This window comes from Staphylococcus sp. NWU MKU2 (assembly GCF_033283605.1).
Classification (GTDB): domain Bacteria; phylum Bacillota; class Bacilli; order Staphylococcales; family Staphylococcaceae; genus Staphylococcus; species Staphylococcus haemolyticus.
In genome coordinates, this window is the sequence record NZ_JAVSMH010000003.1 from 158,266 (window position 1) to 185,035 (window position 26,770).

General features: G+C 34.2%; 26 protein-coding genes and 1 riboswitch. Of the genes, 8 read left to right on the forward strand and 18 right to left on the reverse strand.

Features of this window, described 5'->3' with window-relative positions; translation table 11 throughout:
• Positions 1–75: 75 nt before the first annotated feature.
• The 4 genes from SBL15_RS06735 to SBL15_RS06750 form a co-directional block, all read right to left on the reverse strand.
• Complete coding sequence (locus tag SBL15_RS06735; RefSeq protein WP_107611263.1) at positions 76–972, reverse strand: sensor histidine kinase; 897 nt, start codon at positions 970–972, stop codon at positions 76–78.
• A 2-nt stretch (positions 973–974) separates the two neighbouring features.
• Positions 975–1,643, reverse strand: coding sequence for a response regulator transcription factor (locus SBL15_RS06740; RefSeq protein ID WP_317955524.1), 669 nt, complete (start codon positions 1,641–1,643; stop codon positions 975–977).
• A 29-nt stretch (positions 1,644–1,672) separates the two neighbouring features.
• Positions 1,673–1,837, reverse strand: coding sequence for a hypothetical protein (locus tag SBL15_RS06745; protein WP_011274729.1), 165 nt, complete (start codon positions 1,835–1,837; stop codon positions 1,673–1,675).
• A 185-nt stretch (positions 1,838–2,022) separates the two neighbouring features.
• Complete coding sequence (locus SBL15_RS06750; RefSeq protein WP_182477408.1) at positions 2,023–2,193, reverse strand: hypothetical protein; 171 nt, start codon at positions 2,191–2,193, stop codon at positions 2,023–2,025.
• A gap of 72 nt (positions 2,194–2,265) precedes the next feature.
• Positions 2,266–2,366: riboswitch (SAM riboswitch) on the reverse strand.
• 225 nt (positions 2,367–2,591) lie between these two features.
• On the opposite strand from SBL15_RS06750, the gene SBL15_RS06755 reads away from it, so the two are divergent.
• Both SBL15_RS06755 and SBL15_RS06760 read left to right on the forward strand, forming a co-directional pair.
• Complete coding sequence (locus SBL15_RS06755; protein ID WP_317955526.1) at positions 2,592–4,061, forward strand: alkaline phosphatase; 1,470 nt, start codon at positions 2,592–2,594, stop codon at positions 4,059–4,061.
• 174 nt (positions 4,062–4,235) lie between these two features.
• Positions 4,236–4,325 carry an NAD-dependent epimerase/dehydratase family protein gene (locus SBL15_RS06760; RefSeq protein WP_317955528.1) on the forward strand — a complete coding sequence of 30 codons (90 nt, stop codon included), beginning with the start codon at positions 4,236–4,238 and terminating at the stop codon, positions 4,323–4,325.
• Positions 4,326–4,503: 178 nt separating this feature from the next.
• Here SBL15_RS06760 and SBL15_RS06765 read toward each other — a convergent pair whose 3' ends face one another.
• A complete protein-coding gene (locus SBL15_RS06765) occupies positions 4,504–4,605 on the reverse strand; it encodes an SE2200 family small protein (protein ID WP_016930637.1) in 102 nt (33 codons plus the stop codon).
• Between the two features lie 219 nt (positions 4,606–4,824).
• On the opposite strand from SBL15_RS06765, the gene SBL15_RS06770 reads away from it, so the two are divergent.
• Positions 4,825–5,451 (forward strand): FMN-dependent NADH-azoreductase, encoded by a 627-nt coding sequence (locus SBL15_RS06770; RefSeq protein ID WP_107611245.1) that lies wholly within the window; start codon positions 4,825–4,827, stop codon positions 5,449–5,451.
• Between the two features lie 63 nt (positions 5,452–5,514).
• Here SBL15_RS06770 and SBL15_RS06775 read toward each other — a convergent pair whose 3' ends face one another.
• A complete protein-coding gene (locus tag SBL15_RS06775) occupies positions 5,515–5,964 on the reverse strand; it encodes a MarR family winged helix-turn-helix transcriptional regulator (RefSeq protein ID WP_033079678.1) in 450 nt (149 codons plus the stop codon).
• Positions 5,965–6,115: 151 nt separating this feature from the next.
• On the opposite strand from SBL15_RS06775, the gene SBL15_RS06780 reads away from it, so the two are divergent.
• Positions 6,116–7,756 (forward strand): alpha-keto acid decarboxylase family protein, encoded by a 1,641-nt coding sequence (locus SBL15_RS06780; RefSeq protein WP_317955530.1) that lies wholly within the window; start codon positions 6,116–6,118, stop codon positions 7,754–7,756.
• Positions 7,757–7,818: 62 nt separating this feature from the next.
• Here SBL15_RS06780 and SBL15_RS06785 read toward each other — a convergent pair whose 3' ends face one another.
• Positions 7,819–8,961 carry a CapA family protein gene (locus SBL15_RS06785; protein WP_107637503.1) on the reverse strand — a complete coding sequence of 381 codons (1,143 nt, stop codon included), beginning with the start codon at positions 8,959–8,961 and terminating at the stop codon, positions 7,819–7,821.
• A 198-nt stretch (positions 8,962–9,159) separates the two neighbouring features.
• Between SBL15_RS06785 and SBL15_RS06790 the strand changes: the two genes are divergently transcribed.
• Positions 9,160–9,492: an SdpI family protein gene (locus tag SBL15_RS06790; RefSeq protein ID WP_142813366.1), complete on the forward strand. Its 333-nt coding sequence runs from the start codon at positions 9,160–9,162 to the stop codon at positions 9,490–9,492.
• An 87-nt stretch (positions 9,493–9,579) separates the two neighbouring features.
• Here the strand turns inward: SBL15_RS06790 and SBL15_RS06795 are convergent, their stop codons facing one another.
• The 9 genes from SBL15_RS06795 to isaB (SBL15_RS06835) all read right to left on the reverse strand — a co-directional run bounded on the left by SBL15_RS06795 (position 9,580) and on the right by isaB (SBL15_RS06835) (position 19,258).
• Positions 9,580–10,707 (reverse strand): zinc-dependent alcohol dehydrogenase family protein, encoded by a 1,128-nt coding sequence (locus SBL15_RS06795; RefSeq protein WP_107611241.1) that lies wholly within the window; start codon positions 10,705–10,707, stop codon positions 9,580–9,582.
• 24 nt (positions 10,708–10,731) lie between these two features.
• Positions 10,732–11,580 (reverse strand): N-acyl homoserine lactonase family protein, encoded by an 849-nt coding sequence (locus SBL15_RS06800; RefSeq protein WP_317955534.1) that lies wholly within the window; start codon positions 11,578–11,580, stop codon positions 10,732–10,734.
• A 160-nt stretch (positions 11,581–11,740) separates the two neighbouring features.
• Complete coding sequence (locus tag SBL15_RS06805; protein WP_107611239.1) at positions 11,741–12,736, reverse strand: LacI family DNA-binding transcriptional regulator; 996 nt, start codon at positions 12,734–12,736, stop codon at positions 11,741–11,743.
• 431 nt (positions 12,737–13,167) lie between these two features.
• Positions 13,168–13,929: an alpha/beta hydrolase gene (locus SBL15_RS06810; protein ID WP_107611238.1), complete on the reverse strand. Its 762-nt coding sequence runs from the start codon at positions 13,927–13,929 to the stop codon at positions 13,168–13,170.
• Positions 13,930–14,122: 193 nt separating this feature from the next.
• The gene (locus tag SBL15_RS06815) at positions 14,123–14,806 is read right to left on the reverse strand and encodes a Crp/Fnr family transcriptional regulator (RefSeq protein ID WP_033079670.1); all 684 of its coding nucleotides are present in this window, start codon (positions 14,804–14,806) and stop codon (positions 14,123–14,125) included.
• 34 nt (positions 14,807–14,840) lie between these two features.
• Complete coding sequence (gene arcD / locus SBL15_RS06820) at positions 14,841–16,271, reverse strand: arginine-ornithine antiporter (protein ID WP_317955536.1); 1,431 nt, start codon at positions 16,269–16,271, stop codon at positions 14,841–14,843.
• Positions 16,272–16,439: 168 nt separating this feature from the next.
• Entirely contained in the window at positions 16,440–17,675 is a 1,236-nt protein-coding gene (arcA, locus tag SBL15_RS06825; RefSeq protein WP_011274693.1) for an arginine deiminase, read from the reverse strand.
• A 356-nt stretch (positions 17,676–18,031) separates the two neighbouring features.
• Entirely contained in the window at positions 18,032–18,496 is a 465-nt protein-coding gene (locus SBL15_RS06830) for an arginine repressor (protein ID WP_011274692.1), read from the reverse strand.
• Positions 18,497–18,682: 186 nt separating this feature from the next.
• On the reverse strand, positions 18,683–19,258 hold the full coding sequence (gene isaB, locus SBL15_RS06835) for an immunodominant staphylococcal antigen IsaB family protein (RefSeq protein WP_037538237.1): 576 nt from the start codon (positions 19,256–19,258) through the stop codon (positions 18,683–18,685).
• 386 nt (positions 19,259–19,644) lie between these two features.
• Here isaB (SBL15_RS06835) and SBL15_RS06840 point away from each other — a divergent pair, with 386 nt between their 5' ends.
• Entirely contained in the window at positions 19,645–20,058 is a 414-nt protein-coding gene (locus SBL15_RS06840; protein ID WP_037558359.1) for a YolD-like family protein, read from the forward strand.
• Positions 20,059–20,168: 110 nt separating this feature from the next.
• Here the strand turns inward: SBL15_RS06840 and isaB (SBL15_RS06845) are convergent, their stop codons facing one another.
• Positions 20,169–20,699, reverse strand: a complete 531-nt coding sequence (isaB, locus tag SBL15_RS06845) for an immunodominant staphylococcal antigen IsaB family protein (protein WP_107611235.1) — start codon at positions 20,697–20,699, stop codon at positions 20,169–20,171.
• Between the two features lie 201 nt (positions 20,700–20,900).
• Between isaB (SBL15_RS06845) and SBL15_RS06850 the strand changes: the two genes are divergently transcribed.
• Positions 20,901–21,413 (forward strand): hypothetical protein, encoded by a 513-nt coding sequence (locus tag SBL15_RS06850; RefSeq protein WP_107611234.1) that lies wholly within the window; start codon positions 20,901–20,903, stop codon positions 21,411–21,413.
• A 93-nt stretch (positions 21,414–21,506) separates the two neighbouring features.
• Here the strand turns inward: SBL15_RS06850 and SBL15_RS06855 are convergent, their stop codons facing one another.
• The gene (locus SBL15_RS06855; RefSeq protein ID WP_142813368.1) at positions 21,507–24,323 is read right to left on the reverse strand and encodes a YhgE/Pip domain-containing protein; all 2,817 of its coding nucleotides are present in this window, start codon (positions 24,321–24,323) and stop codon (positions 21,507–21,509) included.
• Between the two features lie 209 nt (positions 24,324–24,532).
• Between SBL15_RS06855 and SBL15_RS06860 the strand changes: the two genes are divergently transcribed.
• Complete coding sequence (locus SBL15_RS06860) at positions 24,533–26,695, forward strand: amidase domain-containing protein (RefSeq protein ID WP_317955539.1); 2,163 nt, start codon at positions 24,533–24,535, stop codon at positions 26,693–26,695.
• Positions 26,696–26,770: the final 75 nt, after the last annotated feature.

Below are 26,770 nucleotides of genomic sequence, written 5' to 3' on the forward strand. Positions count from 1 at the left end.
TCATAAAACAAAAAAATGCCAACAACATTGATAATTTCTTACAAATGTTGTTGGCTAGCTTACAATATTGAAAGTTTAATTATTTTTCGGGAAATAAATATTAAATGCCGTACCTTTGTTCAACTCAGACTGTACATCTACATGATGATGTAAATGTTGCGAGATATGTTTAACAATAAACAATCCAATGCCTGATGAATTAGCATTCAATCGACCATTATATCCTGAATAGCCTTTATCAAAGATCTTCGGTAAGTCAGCTTGACTAATACCGACGCCATTATCACGAATAGTTAATACATGCTGTTGTTGGTCAAACGTAATCCAAATGTCCTTACCTCGCGCATACTTCAATGCATTATTTAGAATCTGTTCAATCATTATTGAACACCATTGTGCATCAGTCAGAACTTCATCCTCACACCGTTCATAATGAATCTTTGTCTTCTGATCAATAAATTGAATAGAATATTTCATAATTAATGGACGGACAAGATCATTAATCTTCACTTTTGAAAAGGACATATCCGTTTCTTGATTCATTAATTTTAAATAACTTAACGCTAAACTTGTATAATTATCAATTTGAATAATTTCTTGACGCACTCGATTGACGACATTATCTTCATTACGCTCTAACAACAATTTAGATGCTGTAATAGGTGTCTTCATTTGATGAACCCATGTTAAAAAATAATTCTCCACATTAGCTTGATATTCAGTTTGATCACTTTTCACCTGTTGCAATTCATGCTCTAGTTCATGAATAGTGTCTCTCATCTGAACTTGTTCTCTAAACCCACTTAATTGAACTAACCAATAAATTATCATGATGAACAGCATTATTCCGGTACCCAATAGATACGCACTCAGTGGCAAATTAAATAGAAAGAAGATAAGTAAGAATAATAATATAAATGTGATGACTATACTGATTTCATTTAGTATTGATTTAATAAAAGCTTTCAGCATAATTAAGACACCTTATATCCAACATTCTTCTTAGTTTCAATTAAATCTATAACACCTATCGATTGTAATTTCTTACGCAATCGTGTCATATTGACTGCTAAAGTATTGTCATCTATAAAATTCTCTGACTCCCAACACTTTTCAATCAATGTGGTACGGCTGACATACTTACCTTCATTGCGGAACAACATATTTAAGATTTGTAATTCAGTAAAGGACAATTGAACCGATTCGCCTTCATGGTAAAGTGTTGCTTCATCTACAACAAGTTTGCAATCTTTCACAGTAATTTCATTATTAGACACTGCTAAATCATACGTTCTACGTAATAATGCTTGAATCTTAGTTACCGTTAACGATAAATTAAATGGTTTCTCGATAAAATCATCGCCGCCCATTTGAATTGCCATAATTTGATCCATATTATCGGTTCTTGGACTAATAAACATAATCGGCACATTAGAAGTCTTACGTATCTCCTGACACCAGTGATAGCCATTGAATGTCGGTAGATTGATATCGAGCAACACGAGTTGTGGTTGATTTGCATTAAATACGTCGATAATATTATCAAATTGTTTAGCCACGATGACCTCATAATTCCATTTCGATAACTCTTGCTCTAAACTTTCTGCAATGACAAAATCATCTTCCACGATGAATACTTTCATATTGCTCACCTTTCATTACTAATGATTTATTAAGCTTTGTGGTCGTCGTCATATTCAGGATTTGAAACTTTATTCTTTTCCTTTTCAAATTCTGCTTCTTTTTGTTCAGTTTTCTTTTTACGTTTACGTTCTTCCATTATTGATAATGCGATAAATCCAATGATGAGTAGTGGTGATAACATTACAAATATCATCCATTGAACACCTCTATATTTTATATTTGATTGATACATCGTCTTAGTCTTCATTTTACAACTTTACTTATAAAATGAACATCAAAAAACTGAAGCGATACCGAAATAATGACTATTTCAACGTACCGCTTCAATCATAATAAAGATTATAAATTTAATTGCGACTCATAAGTACAGATTAGACATTACTTTTTATTTAAGATGTAAGTTCTAATATCTTCTATTGAAATACTGTCATATATTTGTGCTTTGACATCTCCTATCTTAGCTACTCTCAACATACTTCCACCATAGCTCTTTGGAGAATATTGCTCCCAATAGTCTAATTGTTCAAATAGCTCTTTCAATGTTTCCATAAAATTTACCACCTTTTCTAAATTTGGGTAAATAAAATAGCCCTCCTTAAATAAGAAGCGCTCACGGACATCTTCTTATCTTTCAGGAACTCCTGTTGGATTTAGCACCTCACGTCAAACGCAGTTGCTGGAGTTTCATAGGGCCAATTCCCTCCACTCACTCTTAATAAGACGAACTATTTTATTTATTGATATTTTAACTCACTTTTAACAATTATAAAAGTAAAACGTTTACAACATTTGGTAAAACTAAATATAAAATAAATTCTATTCATTAATAATTGTTTACAATTACTTTACTTAAAAATAACTTTATACTAACTGAAAATCAAATTAAATTTCTTAATATGAATAGTGTAACAACTACACAATATACATATTAGGGGGCTTTTTTAAAAATGAGTTTCATCAAAAAATTTGGTAAAACGACAGTAGCAAGTTCAATCTTAGCTGCATCTGTATTAGGGACAACACACGTGTCATTGGCGTCAGGTTCTGGCGAAGGTAACCAAGGCGAACAAGGACAAGATGGAGATTACATGGCCATTGGTAACACAAAGAATCCGAAAAACGTTATCTTCATGGTCGGCGATGGAATGGGTAAGTCGCATACATCTGCATATCGTCACTTTGCAGATAATCCTGATACTAAAGAAGTTGAAAAAACATCATTTGACAAATACTTAACAGGTGCACACCAAACACATAACGATGATGAGAAAGAAAACATCACTGACTCAGCCGCTGCTGGTACAGCATTGAGTACTGGACACAAAACATATAATGGTGCCATCGGTGTAGACACTAACAAAAACACATTAAAAACGGTGTTAGAACAAGCTAAAGAAAATGGTAAATCAACAGGATTAGTTTCAACTGCAGAAATTACTGACGCAACTCCAGCCGTATATGCATCACACGTTGATGATCGTGGTAAGAAAGATGAAATCGCGCAACAATTCTATAATGATAAAATCAATGGTCAACATAAAGTAGATGTATTATTAGGTGGCGGTTCTAAATACTTTGGTAAAGATAATGGTAATTTAACGGATAAATTCCAAAAAGATGGTTATGATTACGTAACAAATAAAGATGAACTTGCTAATTCACAAAGTGATCAAGTATTAGGTTTATTCTCTGAAAAAGATATGCCGTTACAAATTGATTCTTCAGCTGATGAACCTAAATTAGCTGATATGCAAGACGCAGCATTAGACAAATTAGAAAAGAATCAAAACGGTTTCTTCTTAATGGTTGAAGGTGCATCAATTGATAAAGCTGCACACCCAAATGACATTACAGGTGTTATGTCAGAAATGTCTAGTTTCGATCAATCATTCCAAAAAGCAATGGAATATGCTGAAACTCATAAAGATACATTAGTCGTTGCAACAGCTGACCATGCTACTGGTGGTTTATCAATGGGTTCAGGTGGCGAATATGTTTGGAAACCAGAAGCAATTCGTAATATGAAACACTCTGGTTCATATATGACTAAACAAATTGCAAATGGCAAAGATCCTGAAAAAGTAATCGACGAAGGTTATGGTATCGAATTCCCTTCTAAACAAATGGATAAAGTTAAAGACGCTACTAAAGAATTAAAAGACGCTCAAGATAAAGCTAAAAGTGATGACGATGAAAATGTAGCAAAAGCAACAACGAAATTACAAGATGCGATTCAAAAACCAATCGATGAAGCATCACATACTGGTTGGACAACTTATGGACATACTGGTGAAGACGTAGACATTTATGCTCAAGGCCCAGGTTCAGATAAATTCCGTGGAAACATTGATAACACTGATAACGCTAAAAACATTTTTGATTTCTTTAGCGGTGATGTCACTTCAAATCAAAATTAATAATAATTAAACTAAATTTGGCATACTAAATAAAGTATCCTCAGTCGAAAAAATTGTGGATACTTTATTTTAATTAACTACGGATTCTGTATTTAATTATTAGTTGTATATCATATAATATTTTGTAGTATAATGTAAATGTTATATAAAATAACTAGTTATTAGGAGGCATATATGAAAGCGCTAATTACTGGGGGAGCAGGATTCATTGGTTCTCACATAGCTAAAAAACTTATATTTAATACATCACTATATGTCTTCTAATTTCCCAACAATACATACAAAAAAGAGGCTGGACGAAAAATGTCTCAGCCTAATTTATCATTTGAGCAGTAGCTGACTGATTTGAAATTGCGCTTAACTCAAGCTTTTTTCAAACCTAGCCATCTTTGCTGGGGCGAGACAATGAAATTATTTTAATTTCTGTCCCGCTCCCAAAACATTAATATTCAATATTTGGCATTTCGTTTACTTTATTTTGGTATTTTTTGAAACCAACATATGCAGCTACGCCTAAAACTACTGTAATTAATAATCCCTTCATGTCTGTCACTCCTTTAAGGTTCTACATTTATTAGATTTCTTAAATATTTAAATCTAAATTTACCTATATTATACACTTAAAATTGTTCATTTTTAAAGTCACGTTTCACTATCTTATACACCATTGGTCTGATTTTTCATGAAAAGTATTGTATTATTTTAAAAATCGAGTATATTAATTATATCGATTTCGAAATAAATATATTTGAGGTGCACGACTGTGGCAAAATTATTATACATTACAGCTCACCCATTAGATGAATTAGCTTCTAATTCTATGGCTGCTGGTAAAGCATTTATTGAATCATACAAAGATAATCACTCAAGTGATGAAGTGAAACATATTGATTTATTCAAAGAAGATATCCCTGTTATTGATAAAGATGTATTAACTGGTTGGGGTAAATTAAGAAATGGCGATGAACTTAATCAAGATGAACAACAAAAAGTTGATCGTTTCAGTGAAATTTTAGAAGAATTCCTTTCAGCTGATAAATATGTTTTCGTTTCACCAATGTGGAACTTATCATTCCCACCTGTATTGAAAGCGTACATTGACGCAATTTCAATTGCAGGTAAAACATTCAAATACACTGCTGAAGGTCCTCAAGGTCTTTTAACAGATAAAAAAGTATTACACATTCAATCACGTGGTGGGTTCTACTCAGAAGGTCCAGCTGCAGATGTTGAAAGTGGCGACCGTTACTTAAGAACAATCATGACATTCTTAGGTGTGCCTTCATACGAAAATGTAATTATTGAAGGTCATAATGCGGAACCAGAGAGAACAGAAGAAATTAAAGCCGCTTCAATTGCTGAAGCACAAGAAATGGGTAAAAATTTCTAATATCAACATTAAAAGGCGTTGCGTAGTCATTTACGCAATGCCTTTTTTCCCATTCAGTCATATTTACTTCTCATCTTTCAAGTGCTGAATATCTTGAAATCCTTCTCTGTAATTCGATAGTTCTTCCATGATGTCATACCAATCATGTCCTACCTTCTGAAAGGTACTCTGCATTAATTCATTTTGTGCTTTATTTAATTTATCAACTAACTTACTGCCTTTAGGCGTTGGAAATAATTGTTTCACACGTCGATCTTCTTCAGATGTTTGTTCAACAATTAACCCTTCTTCCTTCAATTTACGCAACGTCGCATGTGATCCTTGCTTCGAGATTTCTAATGTCTTTAATAATTGCTTAATGGTAATACCAGGCAATTTATTAATAAAGAATAAAAAGCGATGGTGCTGACGACTCATGTCGTATTTTTCAATAATTTCATCTGCCGTTTTTATAAATGTCTTATATGCGAAGTAAAATAACATATGTTCATAATCATTTTTATTACTATCCATAGACTTCTTTCCTTTTCCATTTATGAATGATTATACATATTATAATCAATTTTCAAAAAACAGTCGAAAAAAGGTCAACAAAATTGACTTTATTAGTCAATATAATTATATTGTAAGTGTATTCTAATTTATAAATAAAGGTGGAATGAATATGAAACAACGTATAGGACAATACTTAATGGATGCAGTACATCGTGCAGGCGTCGACAAAATCTTTGGCGTGCCAGGAGACTTCAACCTAGCATTTCTAGATGACATCGTGCGTCATAATGGTGTCGAATGGGTAGGAACGACTAATGAACTTAACGGTAGTTATGCTGCAGATGGTTATGCACGTATCAATGGACTAGGCGTGCTCGTTACTACATTTGGTGTTGGTGAATTAAGTGCTGTTAACGGTATCGCAGGTTCGTATGCTGAACGTGTCCCAGTGATTGCGATTACTGGTGCACCAACGCAAGCAGTAGAACAAGCCGGTAAGTATGTGCACCATTCATTGGGTGAAGGTCGTTTCGATAGCTATCAAAAGATGTTCGAACACATTACGACAGCGCAAGCATACATTACTGCTGAGAACGCAACAACTGAAATTCCTAGAGTCATTAATGCTGCTATTCATGAACGCCGCCCAGTGCACATTCATCTTCCTATTGATGTTGCAATGACTGAAATTGAGGTAGATTCAGAGTATGAGGTCGCACCAGTTCCAGACGTAAATGTTGATCGATATATTGATATGGTCGCTGACAAACTACGCACTGCGTCACAACCAGTCATTATCACAGGTCATGAAATCAACAGTTTCCACTTACACGAAGCACTCGAGCAATTTGTTAATCAAACACACATTCCAGTCGCTCAATTATCATTAGGTAAAGGGGCGTTTAACGAAGAGAATCCATATTATATAGGCATTTATGATGGCAAAATTGCAGAAGACCAAATTAAAGATTATGTCGATAACAGTGATGCCATTTTAAATATTGGTGCTAAATTAACTGACTCAGCTACAGCCGGTTTCTCTTATGAATTTAATATTGATGATGTGGTTATGCTTAATCATCATAACTTTAAATTGAATGAAACGGTTGCTGAAGATGTGACGCTACCTAGCTTAATTGATGGACTTAATACGATTGATTATCGATATGAGGGCTCGTTCCCTACTTTTGAAAAAGGTGCATCAAAAGAAGTCGCATTATCAGATGATATCTTAACGCAATCAACATACTTTAACATGATGCAACAATTCATTAAAGAGGATGATGTCTTATTAGCTGAGCAAGGCACATCATTCTTCGGTGCGTATGATTTAGCTTTACCGAAAGACATGACGTTTATAGGACAACCATTATGGGGTTCTATCGGTTATACACTGCCAGCTACTTTAGGTACGCAAATGGCTGATCCAAATCGCCGTAACATCTTATTAATCGGGGATGGCTCATTACAACTTACAGTTCAAGAGTTATCTACGATGATTCGCCAAGATATCAAACCGATTATCTTCGTGATTAATAACGATGGTTATACAGTAGAACGTTTAATCCACGGTATGGAAGAAACGTACAATGATATCCGTATGTGGGATTATAAAGTTCTACCGAAAGTATTCGGTGGCGATAACGTCGTTGTGCATGACGTGAAGACATCGAATGACTTACAGAATGTCTTTAACGCCATTAACGCTGCTCCAGAGCAATTACACTTCACTGAAGTCACAATGAAATGGGATGACGCACCAGCTAAACTTCGCGACATTTCAAAAGCCTTTGCAGCACAAAATAAATAGGTCATCTACAATTATTAAAATAAGCCTGTCGCATGTTCTACCATGTCACAGGCTTATTTGCGTTATATACTCTTTTCATCCAAGTATTCAGAATCAATAACATCTTTCGTGATATCTTGAAGATGTTTTATGTCCCATTGACTTTTCTTATCGTTTCTTAATCCATGTTGTTCAGCTAAATTCTGATTATAATCATCTAAATTGTACACTTCAAAATCATGTCTCGTGTCTTTATTGGTAGGATGCCACTGTTGGTAATGATTGACCATACTCGTCCACTTCACATTTTCAATATGTGCACCTTTAGGCACTTTAACAATTTCAAAATTCAATCTTCCTAATAATTGATTATGTTCATTTCCAGTATCTTGTCCATTCAGAAAGTTACCTAACGAATATGCGACCAATGTTTGATGGTTATCATGTTGACTCTTCACCCACTCAACAGGTTGGATAACATGGGGATGTGTGCCTATAACAACATCTACACCCTCATCCGCAAATAATTGGGCATATTTCTTTTGCGTATGATTAGGTTGGTGGTGATTTTCCAATCCCCAATGGGCAGACACCATCACGACATCACTCTGCTTTTTTGCTTGTCTTACATCTCGTTGAATCGTCTTTTCATCAAACTTTTTAATCGTGTAAGGATATTGTGATGTCATTTCATTTGTACCATATGTATAACTTAGTAAACTCACCTTGATTCCATTCACAGTCATAACTGGTATCGTTTGAGAATCCTTTTCCGAATTAAAAATACCTGTAAATAAAACTTGTTTATCAAACTTATTCCATGTCTTGAGATGATTTAAGACACCTTCATCACCTTGATCCAAGGAATGATTATTGGCACCATTTACCATATCAAAGCCGGTTTCGACAACATCTTGAGCAATCTGACTCGGAGTATTGAAGTTCTTAAATCCTGAAAATGGGCGATCATCCCCACCTAATGGAGATTCTTGATTAATAAATGCAAGGTCAGGTGATTGTATGTCGTTCTTAATATGTGAATACATAGGCTTAAAATTGAATGACCCATCTTGTTGCAGTGCATCATTATAAACAACGGGGTGTATTAAATTATCTCCTACTGCAACCACTGATGCTTCATCAGTAACATCTTCAGCCAGTGCCATGCCACAGAGAATTGCAAAAGTAAAAAATAGTACTAAACAACTAACATAATACTTAACCACTAAGTACGCCTTCTTTCATTGAAGAATTCCAACGTCTTTTATATTCAAAACATATTTTAGTTGAGTTGCATAACATTTATTAATGAACTCTTTGATTTTTATTTTAGACAATTACTAATTTTAATGCAATTTGAATAAGAAAAAATTTTAATATATCATTTAGTTGTATAGTCGATAAATTATTAAGGGAGTTAAAACATGATATTATTACCACTAAGTATCATTATGGGGTGTTTAGGATATATTTTTAAAAATAATCCACCTACCGAGCGCAACGGTTGGTATGGGTATCGAACAAAGAAATCCATGGCCAATGATCGCAATTGGATTAAAGCACAAAAACAATTTGGTACCTATTCTCTAAAATACTTATGGTTTTTATTACTGTTTGGAATTATCGGACTCGTAATTGAAATTGTAGGTATTATGAGAAGTACTGACTCTATCATTATGACCGGTTTAGGTATAGAGTTTGACATAATGGTATGGTATATGTTTATTGTTTATTTGAAAGTGGAGAAAACACTTTAATTTTGACTTTATACAACATAGGTCCTCTACTTCATTCATTTGAAATAGAGGAATTTTCGTTATTCAGTGTCTAATTTTTAATTTCAATCAATGCATTTTAACAATAATTCTACCGACATCACCACTAGCTAATTTATCAAATCCTTCATTGATATCATCTAGAGTAATCACTTCACTAATGAGTGGATCAATGTTTAATCTTCCTTGTTTATATAAACTTACAAAACGAGGAATATCTCTATCAGGAACACAGCTTCCTACATAAGAACCTTTAACTGTCCGTTCTTCTGCAGCTAATGTTACTTGAGGAAATGAGAATTCATCTTTAGGATGAGGTAAGCCCGTTGTTACTGTAGTACCCCCTCGTTTAGTAATTTTATAGGCGACTTGCATTGCAGGAACAACCCCTGCTGTTTCAAATGCATATTCTACTCCGCCAGGCACATATTCTTTAATTTGTTCATCTATATCATCATCACTAGAGTTAAATGTCGCGGTAGCTCCAAACTGCTTAGCTAAATCAAATTTGTCTTCATTAATATCTAGTGCAATAATTTCATTTGCACCTGCTAACTTAGCACCAATAATGGCATTTAATCCTATACCACCTAGTCCAACCACAGCAACATTACTACCTGGACGAATTTGAGCTGTATTCATCACAGCACCAATACCTGTAATGACAGCACAGCCAAATACTGCTGCACGTTCAAATGGTATTTCATTACTGATTTTTACAATAGAATTTTCAGAAACCACTGCGTGTTCTGCAAATCCAGAGACGCCTAAATGATGATATACTTGTCCATCTTCATTAGATAATCGAATGCCTCCTTCTAGCATTTCGCCTTTTTCATTTGCTTTAGCTCCATTTTCACACAAAGCTGGACGTCCTTCTTTACATGGTATACATTTACCACAGCTTGGAATGAAGGTACAAACTACATGGTCACCTTCTTTCACCCTTGTGACACTACTTCCAACTTTTAATACTTCGCCAGTTGCCTCATGACCAAGTGCCATCGGTAAAGGTCGAGGTCTACTGCCGTTAATTACTGATAAGTCTGAATGGCATAGCCCTGCTGCATGTATTTTTAGCAATACTTCATGCTCATGAGCATCTTCTAACTCTAAGCTCTCAATTTTTAAAGGTTTCGATTCTTTATAAGGTTGAGATGCTTCCATTTCATATAATACTGCTGCTCTTGTTTTCATAATTAAACACTCCCTTGAAAGTCCCTATTCATAATATCCGTCTGTTGATTTTCGAAATTCGGCAAATTGTTCTCCATCGTGGCCAAACCAAATTTGTGCATTTTTCTCTGCTGCTAATTTTTTTATTTTTTCTACAGAATTTGTCCAACCAACAGAATCATACAAGATACCTGGAGGCTTAAGTGTTGGTTCCATACTTTCTTTCGTATAAATAGCATCTGAGGCGAGAATAATTGTTCCAAGTTCTTCAGTTTCAATTTCTAAGCCAATCATGCCCCATGCATGACCACTGCCAAAATTCAAGACCTTAATGCCATCTACGAGTTTTAAATAATCTTCATCTCGTTTCATAGTCTTCCAAGTTAAATCGTTTTTAATCCATACGTCTATATCCGCCCATATATACGCACCTTCTTTTTGGTTTCGTGCATAAGATTGCATTGTCCCGTTGAGTTCATCGTTATGCACTATGACAGTCGCATTTGTAAAGTATTCAAGACATCCTGCATGATCTAAGTGCAAGTGAGAGGCCACAACAATATCAACATCTTTAGGGTCTATGCCAATTTGTTCAAGTCGATTAGGTAAATGACATGCTTCGTCAGCAAAGTATGGAAACGCTTTTTGTGTTGCTGTAATCCAACGCCCATTATCTCCCATAGCATTTGGATTACATGCTGTATCGAATAAAATCTTTGCTTCAGGATGATCAATGAATACAGTGTAAATAGGAAATTCATGCATTTCATTAGGCTGATTTGGATTATCCATCGTCGCTTGGTTTGAATTAGCAATCATCAAGTTTTTATCCATCTTCATGCGTCCATTGTCTAGTACGTAAATTTTCATTCTTTGTTTTTTTACATTTACCATGCTACTCATCCCCTTATTAACTTTTGCATGTATTATACATAGATGTTATTTACATTTTACACATAACGATGATTACTTACAATATTCAAGTATCCTTGTTTGATTTATAAATAGAAACAAGCCTTCCACTTCGTTTAAAATTCGAAATGGAAGGCTCTATTTATGTGCTTTGTCGTTCTACGATATTTAATTTTAATACATCATCTTTGATTTCAAATTCTGTCTCTTCAAGTAATGCCAATAAATAGTTAATCAATTGCTTACCAATGTCATTGACTGGTTGATTGACTGTCGATAATGGAATCTTCAACAAACTAGAAATGGGTTGGTTATCATATCCCATAATGGCGATTTGGTTAGGAATATCTATTTGATGGGCAGTCATAAAGTGCATTAACCCTAATGCCACTTCATCGCTACCTGTAAAAATAGCATCTGGTAACTGTTCTTGCCGCAACAATATTTTCCCTATCTGCTCACCATCTTCAATTGTATGAACATTGTTAAAAATCCATTCATCTCTAATATCTAGACCATTATCTTTCATCGCTACTCTAAATCCGACATTTCTAGGTTTATTGAAGCAATGATCATAGTAACTATTGTCCGTGCAATAAGCTATGTTTCGATATCCTTTATTAATTAAGTATTGAATGGCATCATACGTCGTTTGACGTTGGTTGGTATGTATAATCTTCACTTTATCAGACTGCATTGATTGATCTGCCGATAAAATAATAGGTCCATATTTCGTATACGTCTCTAAAACCTCTATGTCATTTTCAAGTGCGCCCATAATCACACCAGCAATGTGTCTTTGCTTAAACATATTTAATAATCTTAATTCCTCTTCTTTATCATTATATGTTTGCATAATTAACGTATGGTATGGTGTGCCTTTAATTTCTTTATCAATTGCATCAATCAAATACGCGAAATATGGATTCGTAATTCTAGGTACAATGATACCAATCGTATAAGACTTGTTAGAACGCAATTGCATAGCGACTGAATTTGGCACATAATCAAGTTCATCCATCGCTTGTTGGATTTTAATTTTCTTGTCCTCAGAAATATAAGGATGATGATTTAAATATCTTGAAACCGTCGATATAGATAACCCTGCTCTCTGAGCTACATCTTTAATTGTTGCCATAGTACCACCTTTTATGAAAACGTTTTCATTATTAATGATAGGTTGTTCCCTAGTGTTTGTCAATCACTCAAATTAGATATTCAGCATTTTAAATATATCAAAAAGCACGGGAGTGGGACAGAAATAATATTTTCTCAAAATTTATTTCGTCGTAACCCCAACTTGCTTTGCTTGTAGAATTTCTTAATGAAATTCTTGTTGTTGGGGCCCCGAACCCCAACTTGCTTTGCTTGTAGAATTTCTTTAAGAAATTCTCTTTGTTGGGGCCCCGCCTACCCCGGCAAGGATGACTAGGTTTGAAAAAAGCTTGATTCAAGCGCATTTTCAAATCAGTCAGCTACTGACAAAATGATAAAGTAGGCTGAGACATTTTATTTTGTCCCAGCCTCGTGCTTTTATTCATCATTTTGATTCCAAATTCATTTTCATTACTATTCTTCTACTAACCATTCAATTGTGCGTTTGATGGCCTTATCCCAGAATGCATAATCATGTTCTCCAGGACCTTCTTCATATTGATAGTCAATTCCTTTATCATCCAAGTATGTCATAAATTGTTGATTATCTTCATATAAGAAATCTTCTGTACCACATTGAATTAACAACTTAGGTATGGTTAATCCTTTTTCGACCGCTTCATCAACTAAATGATATGTATCGAGTTCAGTACCTTTGATATTTATATCTTCCCCTGTAATTGCTTTTGGTGCGAAATCAGGATAATCAAGTTCCATTAACCCTTGCGCTTGAAAGACAGCAGACAATGGTGATGCTTTAGAGAAGAGTCTTCCTTGTGTTAATGCAAATTTCATCGTGCCGTAACCACCCATTGAATGACCTGCAATAAAATTATCTTCACGTTTTGGTGATAATGGAAGTAGCTTATGAGCGTAGTGATACACTTCCAATATATGGTCATAATAACTATGACCGTACGTCATATTTGCATAGCCACTATGATCTGCATTCGGCATAATGATAGCTAATTGATGTTCATCTGCATATCGCTCAACACTGGTAAAGCGTGTATACGACGTTGCATCACTTGATAATCCATGCAATAAAATAAGTGATTTATAAGATTTAGGTGATTGTGTTTCGTCGAAGAAACTGGCGTCTTCTGGAATAATTGCTACAAATGATTGTTGCATACCTAAAGATGGTGATAAATAATTGATTGTCATGAGTGCCATGTTGATTGTCGCCCCTTCTAATAATAAATGATTATATCTATTTTACACTTTTTCTGAAAAAGGTGTTACCCAAGCATGCAAAAAGACGTTAGTGATGTCACCAACGTCTTAAGTAGCAATTATTGTGTTTATATCGGTATGGTAGTTTAATATAAACGCTTTTTGTATATAAGGGGTCTTTGTGTCTTATTTATTACTTTATAACCATCCAGTTTTTGCCATTTTTTATTAATTTTTTCTCTTCTTTTAATTCATGTACAATATGGCCAGTTGTTTCACGTGAAATACCTGCTAAATCACTCAGTAATTGAATGGTCATGATATGTTTAATTTCGTAGAATTCATCATGATCGTATCCTATTGCATGACATAAATAATATAATACTTTCTCAATGCGCTCTCTCGCCAACTTTGTGGTTAATGCCATATTGTATTCCATTAGTAGTTCAAGTTCGTTATTTAACTTTTCGAACAGTGTAACAAATATGTCGTCATGATTTTTACAAAGATATTCCAACATATCTTTAGGTATGCCTATTACATTACATGGTGTTATAGCTGTGCACATCTCGTTTAATTCAATTTTTCGAAAGAGATGATTTAACGGAAATAATAGCTGCTCTTTATTCAGTTTACGATAAGCGTCCCCATCTTCATTAATTGTTTCACGCAAAACAATACCGTCTAGTAACAAATACACATAGGTGGGCTGATCAGATGAATAATATATGATTTGTCCTTTATTGTAACGTCGCACGAAACATTCACTCTTGAAAGCTTGAATGACACCTGTTGGAATATTTAAGTAAGACGCTAATTGTTTGAGTCCTTCACTTAAATCATTATCTCTGTTGTTGATATATGTCTTTCCGGCCATTGAGATACACTCCTAAATCTTTTAAAACTTTTTATTAGAATACTGAAACGCTTCCCATCGCTAAGCGAGTGATACCTATTATTGCAAGTATGATAATGACTGCAAACAAGATATAGTCACCTTTCGTTAATGGTTTATGGTTATTATGTTGTACGAAACGATAAACAAATAGACCAGGGATGTAGAGCAACATGGTTAATAACAAGTAATCTATACCTGCAGCGTATACAAGCCATATTGCATAGATTGATGCAATAATACCGATTGCCCATTGTTTCACTGTAGCGTGTCCTTTATGCTCTATTGTGTATTTTAATTGATAAAAGGCACTAAACATATACGGAATTAAAATCGCGCTTGATGCAAGTGAAAACGCAAATTGATATGCACTATCTGTAAATAACATGCTAATTAAGAATATTTGTACTAGAATGTTTGTAATTAATAATGCATTGATAGGTGCTTTATTTTTATTTTCTTTAGCAAACCATTTCGGGAACAAGCCATCTTTAGCCACTATAAATGGTAGCTCACCAGCTAGTAATGTCCAACCAAGCCATGCACCTAAAACAGAAATAATTAAACCAATGTTAACGAGTACTGAACCCCAATGACCAACGATATGTTCTAACACTTGTGCCATTGATGGACTTGCAAGATCAGCAATTTGGTTTTGTTGAATAACGCCTTGTGCCAATACAGTCATTAAGAAGTAAATAACAAGTACTGAAACAAGTCCAATTACTGTAGCTGTACCTACGTCTTTTTTCGATTTAGCACGATCTGAGAATACCACTGCACCTTCAATACCAGTGAACACCCATACGGTTACAAGCATTGTACTCTTAACTTGAGACATTGTATCGCCCCAACTAAATATACCTGTACCACCGCTTGTCATTCCGTAGAATCCTGCTTTAAATGTATCGAAATTAAATACTACAATCATACAAATGATGACTAAGAATATAGGAATTAACTTTGCAACAGTTACAATACTATTGATAAAAGCTGCGGTTTCAACACCTCTAAGTATTAAGAAGTGCACACCCCATAATAAGAAAGAAGCGACGATAATACTTGGTAGCGTATTACCACCTTTGAAGATTGGGAAGAAGTTACCTACTGCTGACATCAATAATGTTGCATAGGCTACGTTACCTAGAAACGCAGCAAACCAGTAGCCCCAAGCACTTGAGAAACCAATAAAGTCGCCAAATCCAGCTTGTGCATAACTGTAAATTCCACCTTCTAAGTCTGGTCTTACATTAGTGAGATTTTGGAAGACAAATGCGAGTGAAATCATTCCAATTGCGGTGATAATCCATCCAATCATAATTGCTAAACCACCAGCTTGACCACCCATATCAGAAATGATGTTGAACGCACCGCCACCAATCATAGAACCAATGACTAAACCAATAAGTGACGTTTTACCAAGTTTGTTTGTGTCTGATTCATTCATAATTCATTTCCCCTTCTAAGGAGGATTACTTTTAAATTAAGGGCTTGAAGCATCATTATTCAATTGTCTGGTAACCCTGCTTCAAACCCTTCTCCTTGTGTTATATTTCTACATCACTTTCCCTGCGATGTATTTTTCAAAAAAGTCCTTACGTTTGCTCGAAATACTTTAAATATCTTCTCTAAATAATGGTTGGCTCATACATCTTGGGCCCCCACGTCCACGAACAAGTTCACTGCCAGTAATTTCAAGCACTTTAATGCCTTTATCACGAAGTAATTGGTTTGATACGTAGTTTCGGTCATAAGTAACGACCACACCTGGGCGTATACATAGCGTGTTTGAACCGTCATTCCATTGTTCACGTGCGCCGTCTATCACGTCACCATTACCAGTTGGGATAAACTCGATTTTTTCAACGCCAAGTACGTCTGCTAGCGTTTCACGTAGTTTATTAGAATGTGTAATTTTGATATCATCTTTTGCTTCATCGTATTCAATCGTAAATAAATTCATGTTATTTTCTTCTTTGAAAATAGCTGAATGCACTGTGAATTTATCGTAGTCAATCATTGTGAATACTGTATCTAAATGCATGAACGTACGACTATTTGGAATTTCAATCGCAATTACTTTTTTGAATGTCGTAGATTCATCTTTAAATATATTACGTGCTAAGCGTTCAATTGCTTGTGCTGATGTACGTTCAGAAATACCAATGGCTAAAGCTTCTTTAGATAGAATTAATTCATCTCCACCTTCGATATTAAATGGTGAGTTTCGGTCTAACCATACTGGTACATCTGCATCTTTAAATCTTGGATGATATTTTAAAATGTATGTCATAAATAGTGATTCTCTGCGACGTGCTCTCCAATACATTCTGTTAATTGTCATACCTCTACCTACTGATGCTTGAGGATCACGTGTAAAGTAAAGGTTAGGCATTGGGTCTAAATAGAATGGATATCTATCATCCATATATTCAACCAGATGCGTTGTTTTTAGTTCAATTTCTTCTTTTCTTACACCAGCCATAATTTTATCGATTAATTCTTGATCTGATAACTTCGCAAAAAACGTTTTAATTTCAGCTTCATGTCCTAATACTGTTTTTTGAGATTCTGCAAGAATATCGTCAATGAACTGTTCTCGCACATCTTTATCTGCAATTGCTTCAGCTGCTAGTTTTTCTAAATAAACAACTTCCACACCTTCATCACGAAGTGTTTGTGCAAATTTGTCATGCTCTTCTTGCGCCACTTTTAAATAAGGAATATCATCGAATAGCAAGCCACTTAAGTGATCTGGTACTAAATTTTCTAATTCTTTACCAGGTCGTTTGAGTAATACTGTTTTTAATCTACCGATTTCACTGTTTACTTGAATAGGTCCTTGTGTCATATTCATTTCCTCCTTTATTTATCTACAATTAGAGTGTAAAGCGCTTTCAAAAATATTTATGTGATTATTTTCACAATATGAATGTGTGCTAGTTCATGCTTTCTGGTTATTCAATGCATATTTGTGATTGAATATACAAAATCATTAAGTATTTGGTGCTTTTTATGTATATTCCATTTATTTTCACATGATAATATTTTTAAGAAAAGTTTTTTATGCATTATTTTGTATTTATAAACACCCTTGATTTGTATCTACATTTATATAACTACTTAGGTTATGAACATTATAATTTAGGTGTGCTACACTCTATTATAGATAATATAAAAAAGTAAATCTACATTATATTTTATACATTAATTTGAATATTTATGATTAAATAATTTATAATGCACATATTTAGCCATTTCTTCAGAATTAGTTAGTACCATCAATGTGTCATTGCCACCCACTGTCCCTAATATTTCATTAATATTCATTCGATCAATAAAATAATTAATGCATTGCGCAAATCCTGGAGATGTTTTGATAAGTATGTAGCTATCTTTTATTATGATACTTTTAATTTCACTGTCGTAATAATGTAGCAGTTTCGTTTTAGCATCCATTTGTTGCGTATTATCTAACTTTTTATAATAGGATTGATTACTTACAGCTGGAACTTTAAAAATCTTTAATTCTTTCAAATCTCTTGAAATCGTAGTTACGCTATAGCGTACCCCGAAATGCGTATCGATGTAATCTGCAATCTCTTCCTTTTTGTTAAATCGGTTATTCTTAACTACCGTTGCGATGAGATCTAGACGTTTATTCTTTTTCATATTATAAACTCCCTCTATCCCTATACAGCCTACTGCTATATTTATGTTTTACTTTTAACGTATCATTTTTTTGTCTTTCTTTGTGTGGGGTATTTCATAAAATCTGTTATAAATTTAATTATTTACATAAAAACACCCCAAAAGTAAGATTTATTATCCAACTTTTGAGGTGTCTTTCAAGTTATGCTATTTTGTTTCTTTCATAGCTTGTTTTACAGTGCTATAGCCCATTACCACGCGATCAACTTTACCGTTATCCACATCAAACCATACCGTCATTCCTTTTGAATTTGGTTGGTAGAAATAGATGCCTGTTGTATTATGCTTATGGTTATTTACCTTTTGTAAATCTTTTCCGTAAGTTTTATTTAATTGATCCAATGTCATTTTACCCGTTACGTTTAAATCAAGTAATGATGCTGTTTTACCATCTTTCGAAACGTTTCTAAAATATTGATCATATTTTTTCACATTTTTAGATGATGTTGTTGCTTTCAATTTAATACCATTGAATGTGACATTTTCAGCTTTTACCGCATTTTTAAAATGTTTATCTAATACAAATGACACGTCTTGACCTGCATATCCTTTATAATTGTAATATGCAGATGTCGCGTTCGCTTTAGAATGAGTTGTGTTTGTCGTAGCTTTAGATTCAGCATGTGCAATAGATGTTTCCGTCAGTGCACTCGTAACACCTACACCAAATAATGTGCTTAGTGCTAATGTCGTTGTGACTAATGTTTTTGTAGTTTTTCTCAAATTAGAAGCCTTCTTTCTTTATAACTAAACATATCATACGCTATTCATGACTGTTATACAATTTTGTTTAACTAATTAGAAGTGTTTCATATTTGATGTAATGTTGTTTATAATTACACAAAATTAAATTTCACAAATCGTTAAATAATGTTTTTATATAAATTATGTTATACTAAATATAGGAGTAACATCCCCATTAACTCCTTCACAAAAAGTTATATTATGTAATGACTATAGCCATAAGTTTACTTCCCCTTTGTTAAACTTATGGCTCTTTTATATAGTCTTTTTTACTTTTCCAAAATAAATATAAAATTAATTTATATTGTAGAAAACCACTTCCAAAATGCGAACATGTGTTCTATAATGAATTTGAGGTGGTTAACATGATTCCAAATCCTAATGCGCCAGATGAGTATAAATATGAAACAGATTATCGTAAAATACCAAGACAATATCTAGACGCTAACATTCCTCAAGGACGTGGCATGGTGAAGTGGGCTCCCTTTGCGACAATGCCAGAACAATATCAGCGATTGAATGATTTTATTGAGGAACAGAATAAAATTGCCATGCCTTCATTGTCAGATGATCAATTCGAAAATATCAATCGACAGCTCACTTATAAATTCACACAGCACCAACTGGCAATGATTAGTTATTGGAGAAATGGCTATATCCAATCAATTGCAGCGTATATACGTCGTATCGACTCGCTAAATCGCTGTATCACAATTAGTAACGAGAACGGTTCACAAACGATGAAACTCGATTTTGAGGTTATTTGTAATGTAGAGTAAGTGTGCTGCGTAATTAATGACTCATATCATTGAAACATGAGTTTTATTTTAACTAGAGATAAATTAAAGCGCATAGATGAGGAAGTCCCATTTATGCGCTCTTCTAAATATTATTTACTTGTTGTAAAGCCTACGTAACTAATATCTACTTCTACAACTTTATTGTTATTAAGAACAAATGATGTTGCTAAACCATCTTTATTTGGTTTATAAACGTAAATACCGCTACCTTTAACATTATTGTTGCCTTTAGCTTTTTTCAAATCTTTACCATAAGCTTTTTTAAGTTGACTGTACGTTAAATCGCCTTTAACTATAAATTGTAATTTATTTGCTTTTTTACCATTGCTTGTTACGCCAGTAAATTTCTGATTATACTTTTCTTTTACAGTTGTGCTATTTGTTTTAGCAAGTTTGATACCATTAAATTTAATGTTGTCGTGTTTGATTGCGTTAATAAAGTTCTTGTCAGTTAAGAATTTAGCGTCTTTATCAACGTAACCATTATAAGAGTAGTAATACCCTTTAGTTTGCGTTGCTGCATGGGCAGTATCTTGTACTGGTAATACAGCGCTACTCACTCCTAAAAGTGTTCCAAATGCTAATGTTGTTGAGGCAATAGTTTTAACTACTTTATTCATGTTAGTCCTTCTTTCTATATTAGAATTACACTTCATTTATATTATCGCACAATACATACAAACATTCACTGTACTTAAGACCTATTTATCAAAAATTTTAGTAAACAAAATTTAATATTATAAAATTGTGTAAATACTATCTATTTTATGAAGTTTTATTATAATAAGATAAAGAAATGAATTAAGGACGGAGGATACACCTTGAAAAAAGTATTGGCAGGTATCGTCATTTTATTACTTGTTGTTGCTTTAGGTTTTTCAATATTCTTTGCAGCAACTGGTACTAAACATTCAAATTCGAGTGATGATCATAAAACTGAGAAGCATGATAAAAAAGAGAAGAAAGATAAAACGAAAGAAGAACAAACTGATGAGCAATCTACTACATCTGATAATGGAGAAAATGCACAATCAGAACCAGCGTCAAACAACACTGTAAATACGCAACAAAGTTATTCTACACAACAAAATAACTCGACAACTCGAACACAACAATCTAAAACAAAAGAAAACAGTTCAAGACAAAATAGTTCAGAAAGTGCTACTTCAGAAAAAAATACTAAAGAAACTCAAACAACACAACAACCAAGTACACAACAACCTTCTACGCAACAGCCATCAACATCACAACCTAGCACACAGAATAAAACGACAACTAACAGTAGTTCAACACAAAGTTCAAGTAGTTCAAGTGATTCTAAAGATAAAAATTAAGCATAGTAACAATAAATATATAGCACATAAAAAGCATTCTAGCCCATTTATAAGGCTAGAATGCTTTTTATTTTACAAATATCGTTTCCGTAACTATTCCGTTACTTTACTTTCATCCACGCGTTTAGAAATTTTACGCATAATTGGATCAAGAACTGGTTTGACTAAGATGCCTAAAATAAAGAATCCTAGTCCAAATAGTATTAAGATAATCATTTTCGTAATTAAAATTTCTGGTACAATGCCACCTACTGTTTCACGTAAGGAATCTATCACATACGTGAATGGTAAATATGGTGAAATCGTTTGGAAGAACTTAGGAGCAGTTACAACTGGGAATGTTCCTCCACCACCAGCGATTTGTAATACTAGTAAAATGATTGCAATAGCTTTACCTGGATTTCCAAGTAATGACACGCATGTGTACACAATCGTATTAAAGACGATGGCACCACACAGTGCGACTAAGATAAATAAGGTCGGCGATTCAACCTGCGCTTTCAAAATAACCAAGTCACCAATCGTTACAATCAACGTTTGAATGATACCCATCATTATAAAGAAAGCACCTTTACCTAAATAAATTTGACGTTTCGTCAACTCATCTTTCAAGGCTTCATGTTTATTATCTACAGACAATAAACTTACTAGTAATAATGCCCCTACCCATATAGATAATGACGTATAGAATGGTGTCATACCTGAACCATAATCTTTAACTGGAAAGACATCTACTTGTTTCTTATGAATAGGATTCGCAATCACGTCGGCTTGTTTCTTCAAGTCATTCTTCAACGCATCAATTACTTTATCTACCGCATCATCTTCATCTAATTTTTTAAATATTTTATTCGCTTTGTTTAAATCCTTTTCAATATCTGGCAAACGATTTTCAGAGAAATTAGCTAAGTTAGCTAATGCCTCTTTCGCACGTGGTTGATTTTGATTTAATAAATCAACTGCATTGTCATACTTATTAAACAATGTCGGTAAATTCGCATTTACAGTTGCTGTCGCATTAGCAAGTTGTTGCTCTAAATCTGGCAAATCATTACGAACAAAGTCAGCTGCATTCGCTACGTCTTTTTTCAATGTAGGGAAATACTTCTGAGCAGTTTGCATCGCATTAATATAGGTTTGTTCTAAAGCAGGTAATTCGCTTTGAATGTTAGCTATACGATTCTGTCCATCTGTAACTATATCCTGACCAGCAATGATAACACGATTAATCGTATTTAATTTAGATTGAACGTCTGATAACGTATTCTGACCTTTGTTTAATTCTTGTGTAATTTGATTAGATACAACTAACAAACGATTGTTTAAGTCATTTTTAATGAAATCACGATAGTTACCTAACGCTTTATTTAAATCTGGTAACGAACGCAATACGTTAACTGCTTCTGCTTTACCTGAACTACCATTTTTTAGTGCATCAATGAGTTGATTCGTTGAACGTAATGAATCGCTGATACGATTATTGGCACTCTCAACTTGTTGAATTTGAGACGATAAATCGACATGTTCTCTTTTTTCTAATTCTTTTAACACGTCTATCAATTGTTGATTACTTTTCGAGCTATTTTCAAGACGTGTTTTTAAGTTACGTAACATGTCATTAAATTCCGTTGGTCGATTAGAACCAATAACACCATAAGATATATCTTTCAAGGCTTTAATGTCTGACTGTGTTGCTTTCGCTTGATTATCAGAATTACTTGAAAGTGTTAATAATGCTTCTGCAAGCGCACTATTCATAGACTTCACGTCATTGTTTGAGACGATTTGATTATCGTTTACCGTGTCCTGGCTACTATCTGTGCTCAACTTCTGAATTTGATATTGAGGAAGTCCCGATGTACTTTGTTGACGCAATGCACTATTGGCTTGGTTATTTACTTCTTGAGCACGCCCTGCCGCTTCTTGATAATCACCTACACGTTGCTGAGCAGATGTAAGATAACCTTGTGCATCATTTAAACGCGTATTCGCTAAATCAAGCCCCTCACTAGCAATATCCACGCCTCTATTAATCTTAGGAAATTGTGCCGGTATATCATTAGAAGCTACATCTAATAGTTTCTCAATGTTCGGCATATATTCATTAAGTGCTAAGATGAGTTTTGCCTTTTCGTTAAGTGACGGAATGGCCGCATTCACATCATTAAGCTTTTGTTGCGCATCTAAAATATCACCTTTGTAGTTACCTAACGCACGGAATTGATTTGCATATTTATCAAGATCATCCTGATGATCATTCAAATATTCAATTCGATCCGCAATTTTATTGATTTGTGGTAATGAGTCATGTGCCGCATAAACTGCATTTTTTATTTTATTAATTGTAGGTACTTCATCCTCGAGTTGAATACCCACTTTATTCGCTTCTTGTAGTAACGCTTTCGTGACGGTTTCATTGAACTGTTTATTCGCTTCGTCTACGATGACCGTTGACCCTGTATCGGTCATTTTCGGTGCGACGGCATTGATTTTTTGATTAACTTTATATTCGATATCGGCTTTTTGTGGTTTCTTTCTTAATGTGCCAGTAATTTGATGCGAGAATTCTTTAGGTATGTATATGCCAGCATAGTATTTACCCATTTTAATTTCATGGTCTGCCTTTTCCCGGCTAACAAATTGCCAATCAAATTTATCGTTTTTCTTAAGATTATCTTCTAATGTATTACCAACATTAATTTTCTTGCCACGAACTTTGTCACCCTTGTCCTCGTTTACAACGGCAACCTTGATATGACCTGTATGACTATAAGGATCCCACATAGCCCATAAGTTGAACCAAGCATAGAAAGACGGTAATATCGCAAGTCCTGTTAGTATAACCCAAACTGCTGGCGTCTTAGCAACTCGCTTCAAGTCCGTTATAAATAATTTTAGTGCTTTTTTCATTTTCACACTCCTAAAAATGAAATATTAAGATTTTATCTCAAAATGATATTAAGCATTGTTTTTTTCTTTATAGAGTTAGTATAATACTTTTATTAAGCAAAGTAATAATTAGTTGATACTTATCAACTAAAAATCATAATAAATATTATATCAAATTCTGATATATTCGCATACCACCATAGTTAATTTGATAGGAGGAAAAGAGTGTAATGTCGAAGCATAAATTTATGATTTACTTTTTAACAACAACGCTAGTATTGCCAACATTTACGACTAGCATTGCACATGCTGAAGACACAAACGAAGATGCTAAGGTGAAATCATCTAGCACACAAGAAGAACAAACTGATCATAATAAAGATGTAAATGACAATAATACTGATGAAACATCTCAATCAGACGATACTCAGTCCGATAACACATCTTCTGAAGCACCTACTAAGGAAGATTCGAAGAACAAGATAAAACGAGAAAAGTCTAAGTCATCAGATACGTCATCAGAGGAGAAAGATGATGACAACACAAGCGTATCTCGCAGTCATCAAAAGCGTTATAAAGATACTAATAGCACTTACCGTACACCCCTTTCTCCAATCTTTGACGCAACACATTCTAGTGGTTTACCTGCTTCTAACTTTTTAAATCCTGATTTATATCAAAATGGATTTAGCCTAACTCATTTAATTGCATCATTATTTAATTTCGATAGTGATATTTCAGATTATGAGCAACCCGCAAGCACTAATGAAACAGCTGATGACACGCACTCTACAAATAAGCAAGATAGTGATGCACAAGACCAAGATCAAACAGAACATAGCGCTTCATCTTCTGACACAACGGATCGCGACAAAAATGACATAAAGCAAAGTAGTGAGCAAACTAACCAATCAGATAAGACTTCACAACAAGATGAGGCAGATACAAATCAACAATCAACTGCCAATCAAGATAAGGACGATGCAAGTGTTAGTAAAGCGTTAGATGCCATTGATGATTTCGTCTCAGATGAAACAGATGATGATAAAGATAACCAAGGAAGTAATAATACAGATGACACTGATCATCAATCAAAAAATGACGACACAAGCACCGACTCAAACAATGATTCTAGTAAAACATCATCTTCTGATAGTAACAGTCTGTCTGAATCCGCCTTAGACACTGTGCTCGATAAGTACAGTGAAGATGCTAAAAAGACGCATCAAGATTTCGAATCATCTAAAAAGGATAATGCATCAGACACATCTAAAGATGAAAAATCAAAAGAGAGCACTAATAAAGCAAGTAACCCTCAGTTGCCAACTAAGAAAGAGGTTGAACATAAAACTACACCTGCACAGTCATTTGAAGATGACTTTAAGCAAAGTAATACGCGTTCAACTAGTCTGTTCCAAACATTACCTCAACTTAATGGTAGTGACGTAACGGATGGCGATATAACAGTTGTTGAAAATAAAGGTACGCGTGACTTTATTAAGTCTATCGCTAAAGATGCACATAAGATTGGTCAAGATAAAGATCTTTATGCCTCAGTTATGATTGCTCAAGCTATTCTTGAATCTAGTTCAGGAAACAGTACCTTAGCACAAGCACCTAATTATAATTTATTTGGTATTAAAGGTAGTTATAAAGGACAATCTGTAAACTTTAATACGCTAGAAGCTGGTAGTGACAACAGTATGTTTAGTATTAATGCTGGGTTCCGTAAATATCCAAGTACTAAAGCATCATTGGAAGATTATGCTGATTTAATTAAAAATGGTATCGACGGTAATCCAACAATTTATAAACCTACTTGGAAGCATGAAGCTATAGATTATCGTGACGCGACACGACATTTAAGCCGTACGTATGCTACAGATCCTAACTATGCCACTAAATTAAATAGCTTAATCAAGCACTATCACTTAACTGATTTTGATAAGAAAAAAATGCCAGATTTAGATCAATATGCTAAACAAACATCTAGTGGAGAAGATACTTCAGGTAGTGAGTTTAAATCATTTGAAATCACAGATTCATCTTCACCTTATCCTCAAGGTCAATGTACATGGTATGTATACGAACGTGTTCAACAATTTGGTAAGAAAGTAGGTAGCGACTGGGGAGATGCCCATAACTGGGATAATCGTGCAGAACGTGATAACTATGATGTCAGTCAAACACCGTCTACACATAGCGCAGTCGTCTTTGAAGCAGGACAAGCTGGTGCGCATGATATATATGGTCATGTTGCCTTTGTTGAAAAAGTAAATAAAGATGGCTCTATCGTCATCTCAGAATCTAATGTCAAAGGTTTAGGCATTGTGTCATATCGTACAATTGATGCTAGCACAGCTGAAGCCTTACACTATATTCAGCCTAAATAATGCTGATGTGAGTTAAATAAGATAACATATAAAAAGGTGGTGCACCCGATTTGGGTGAACCACCTTTTTAATTCA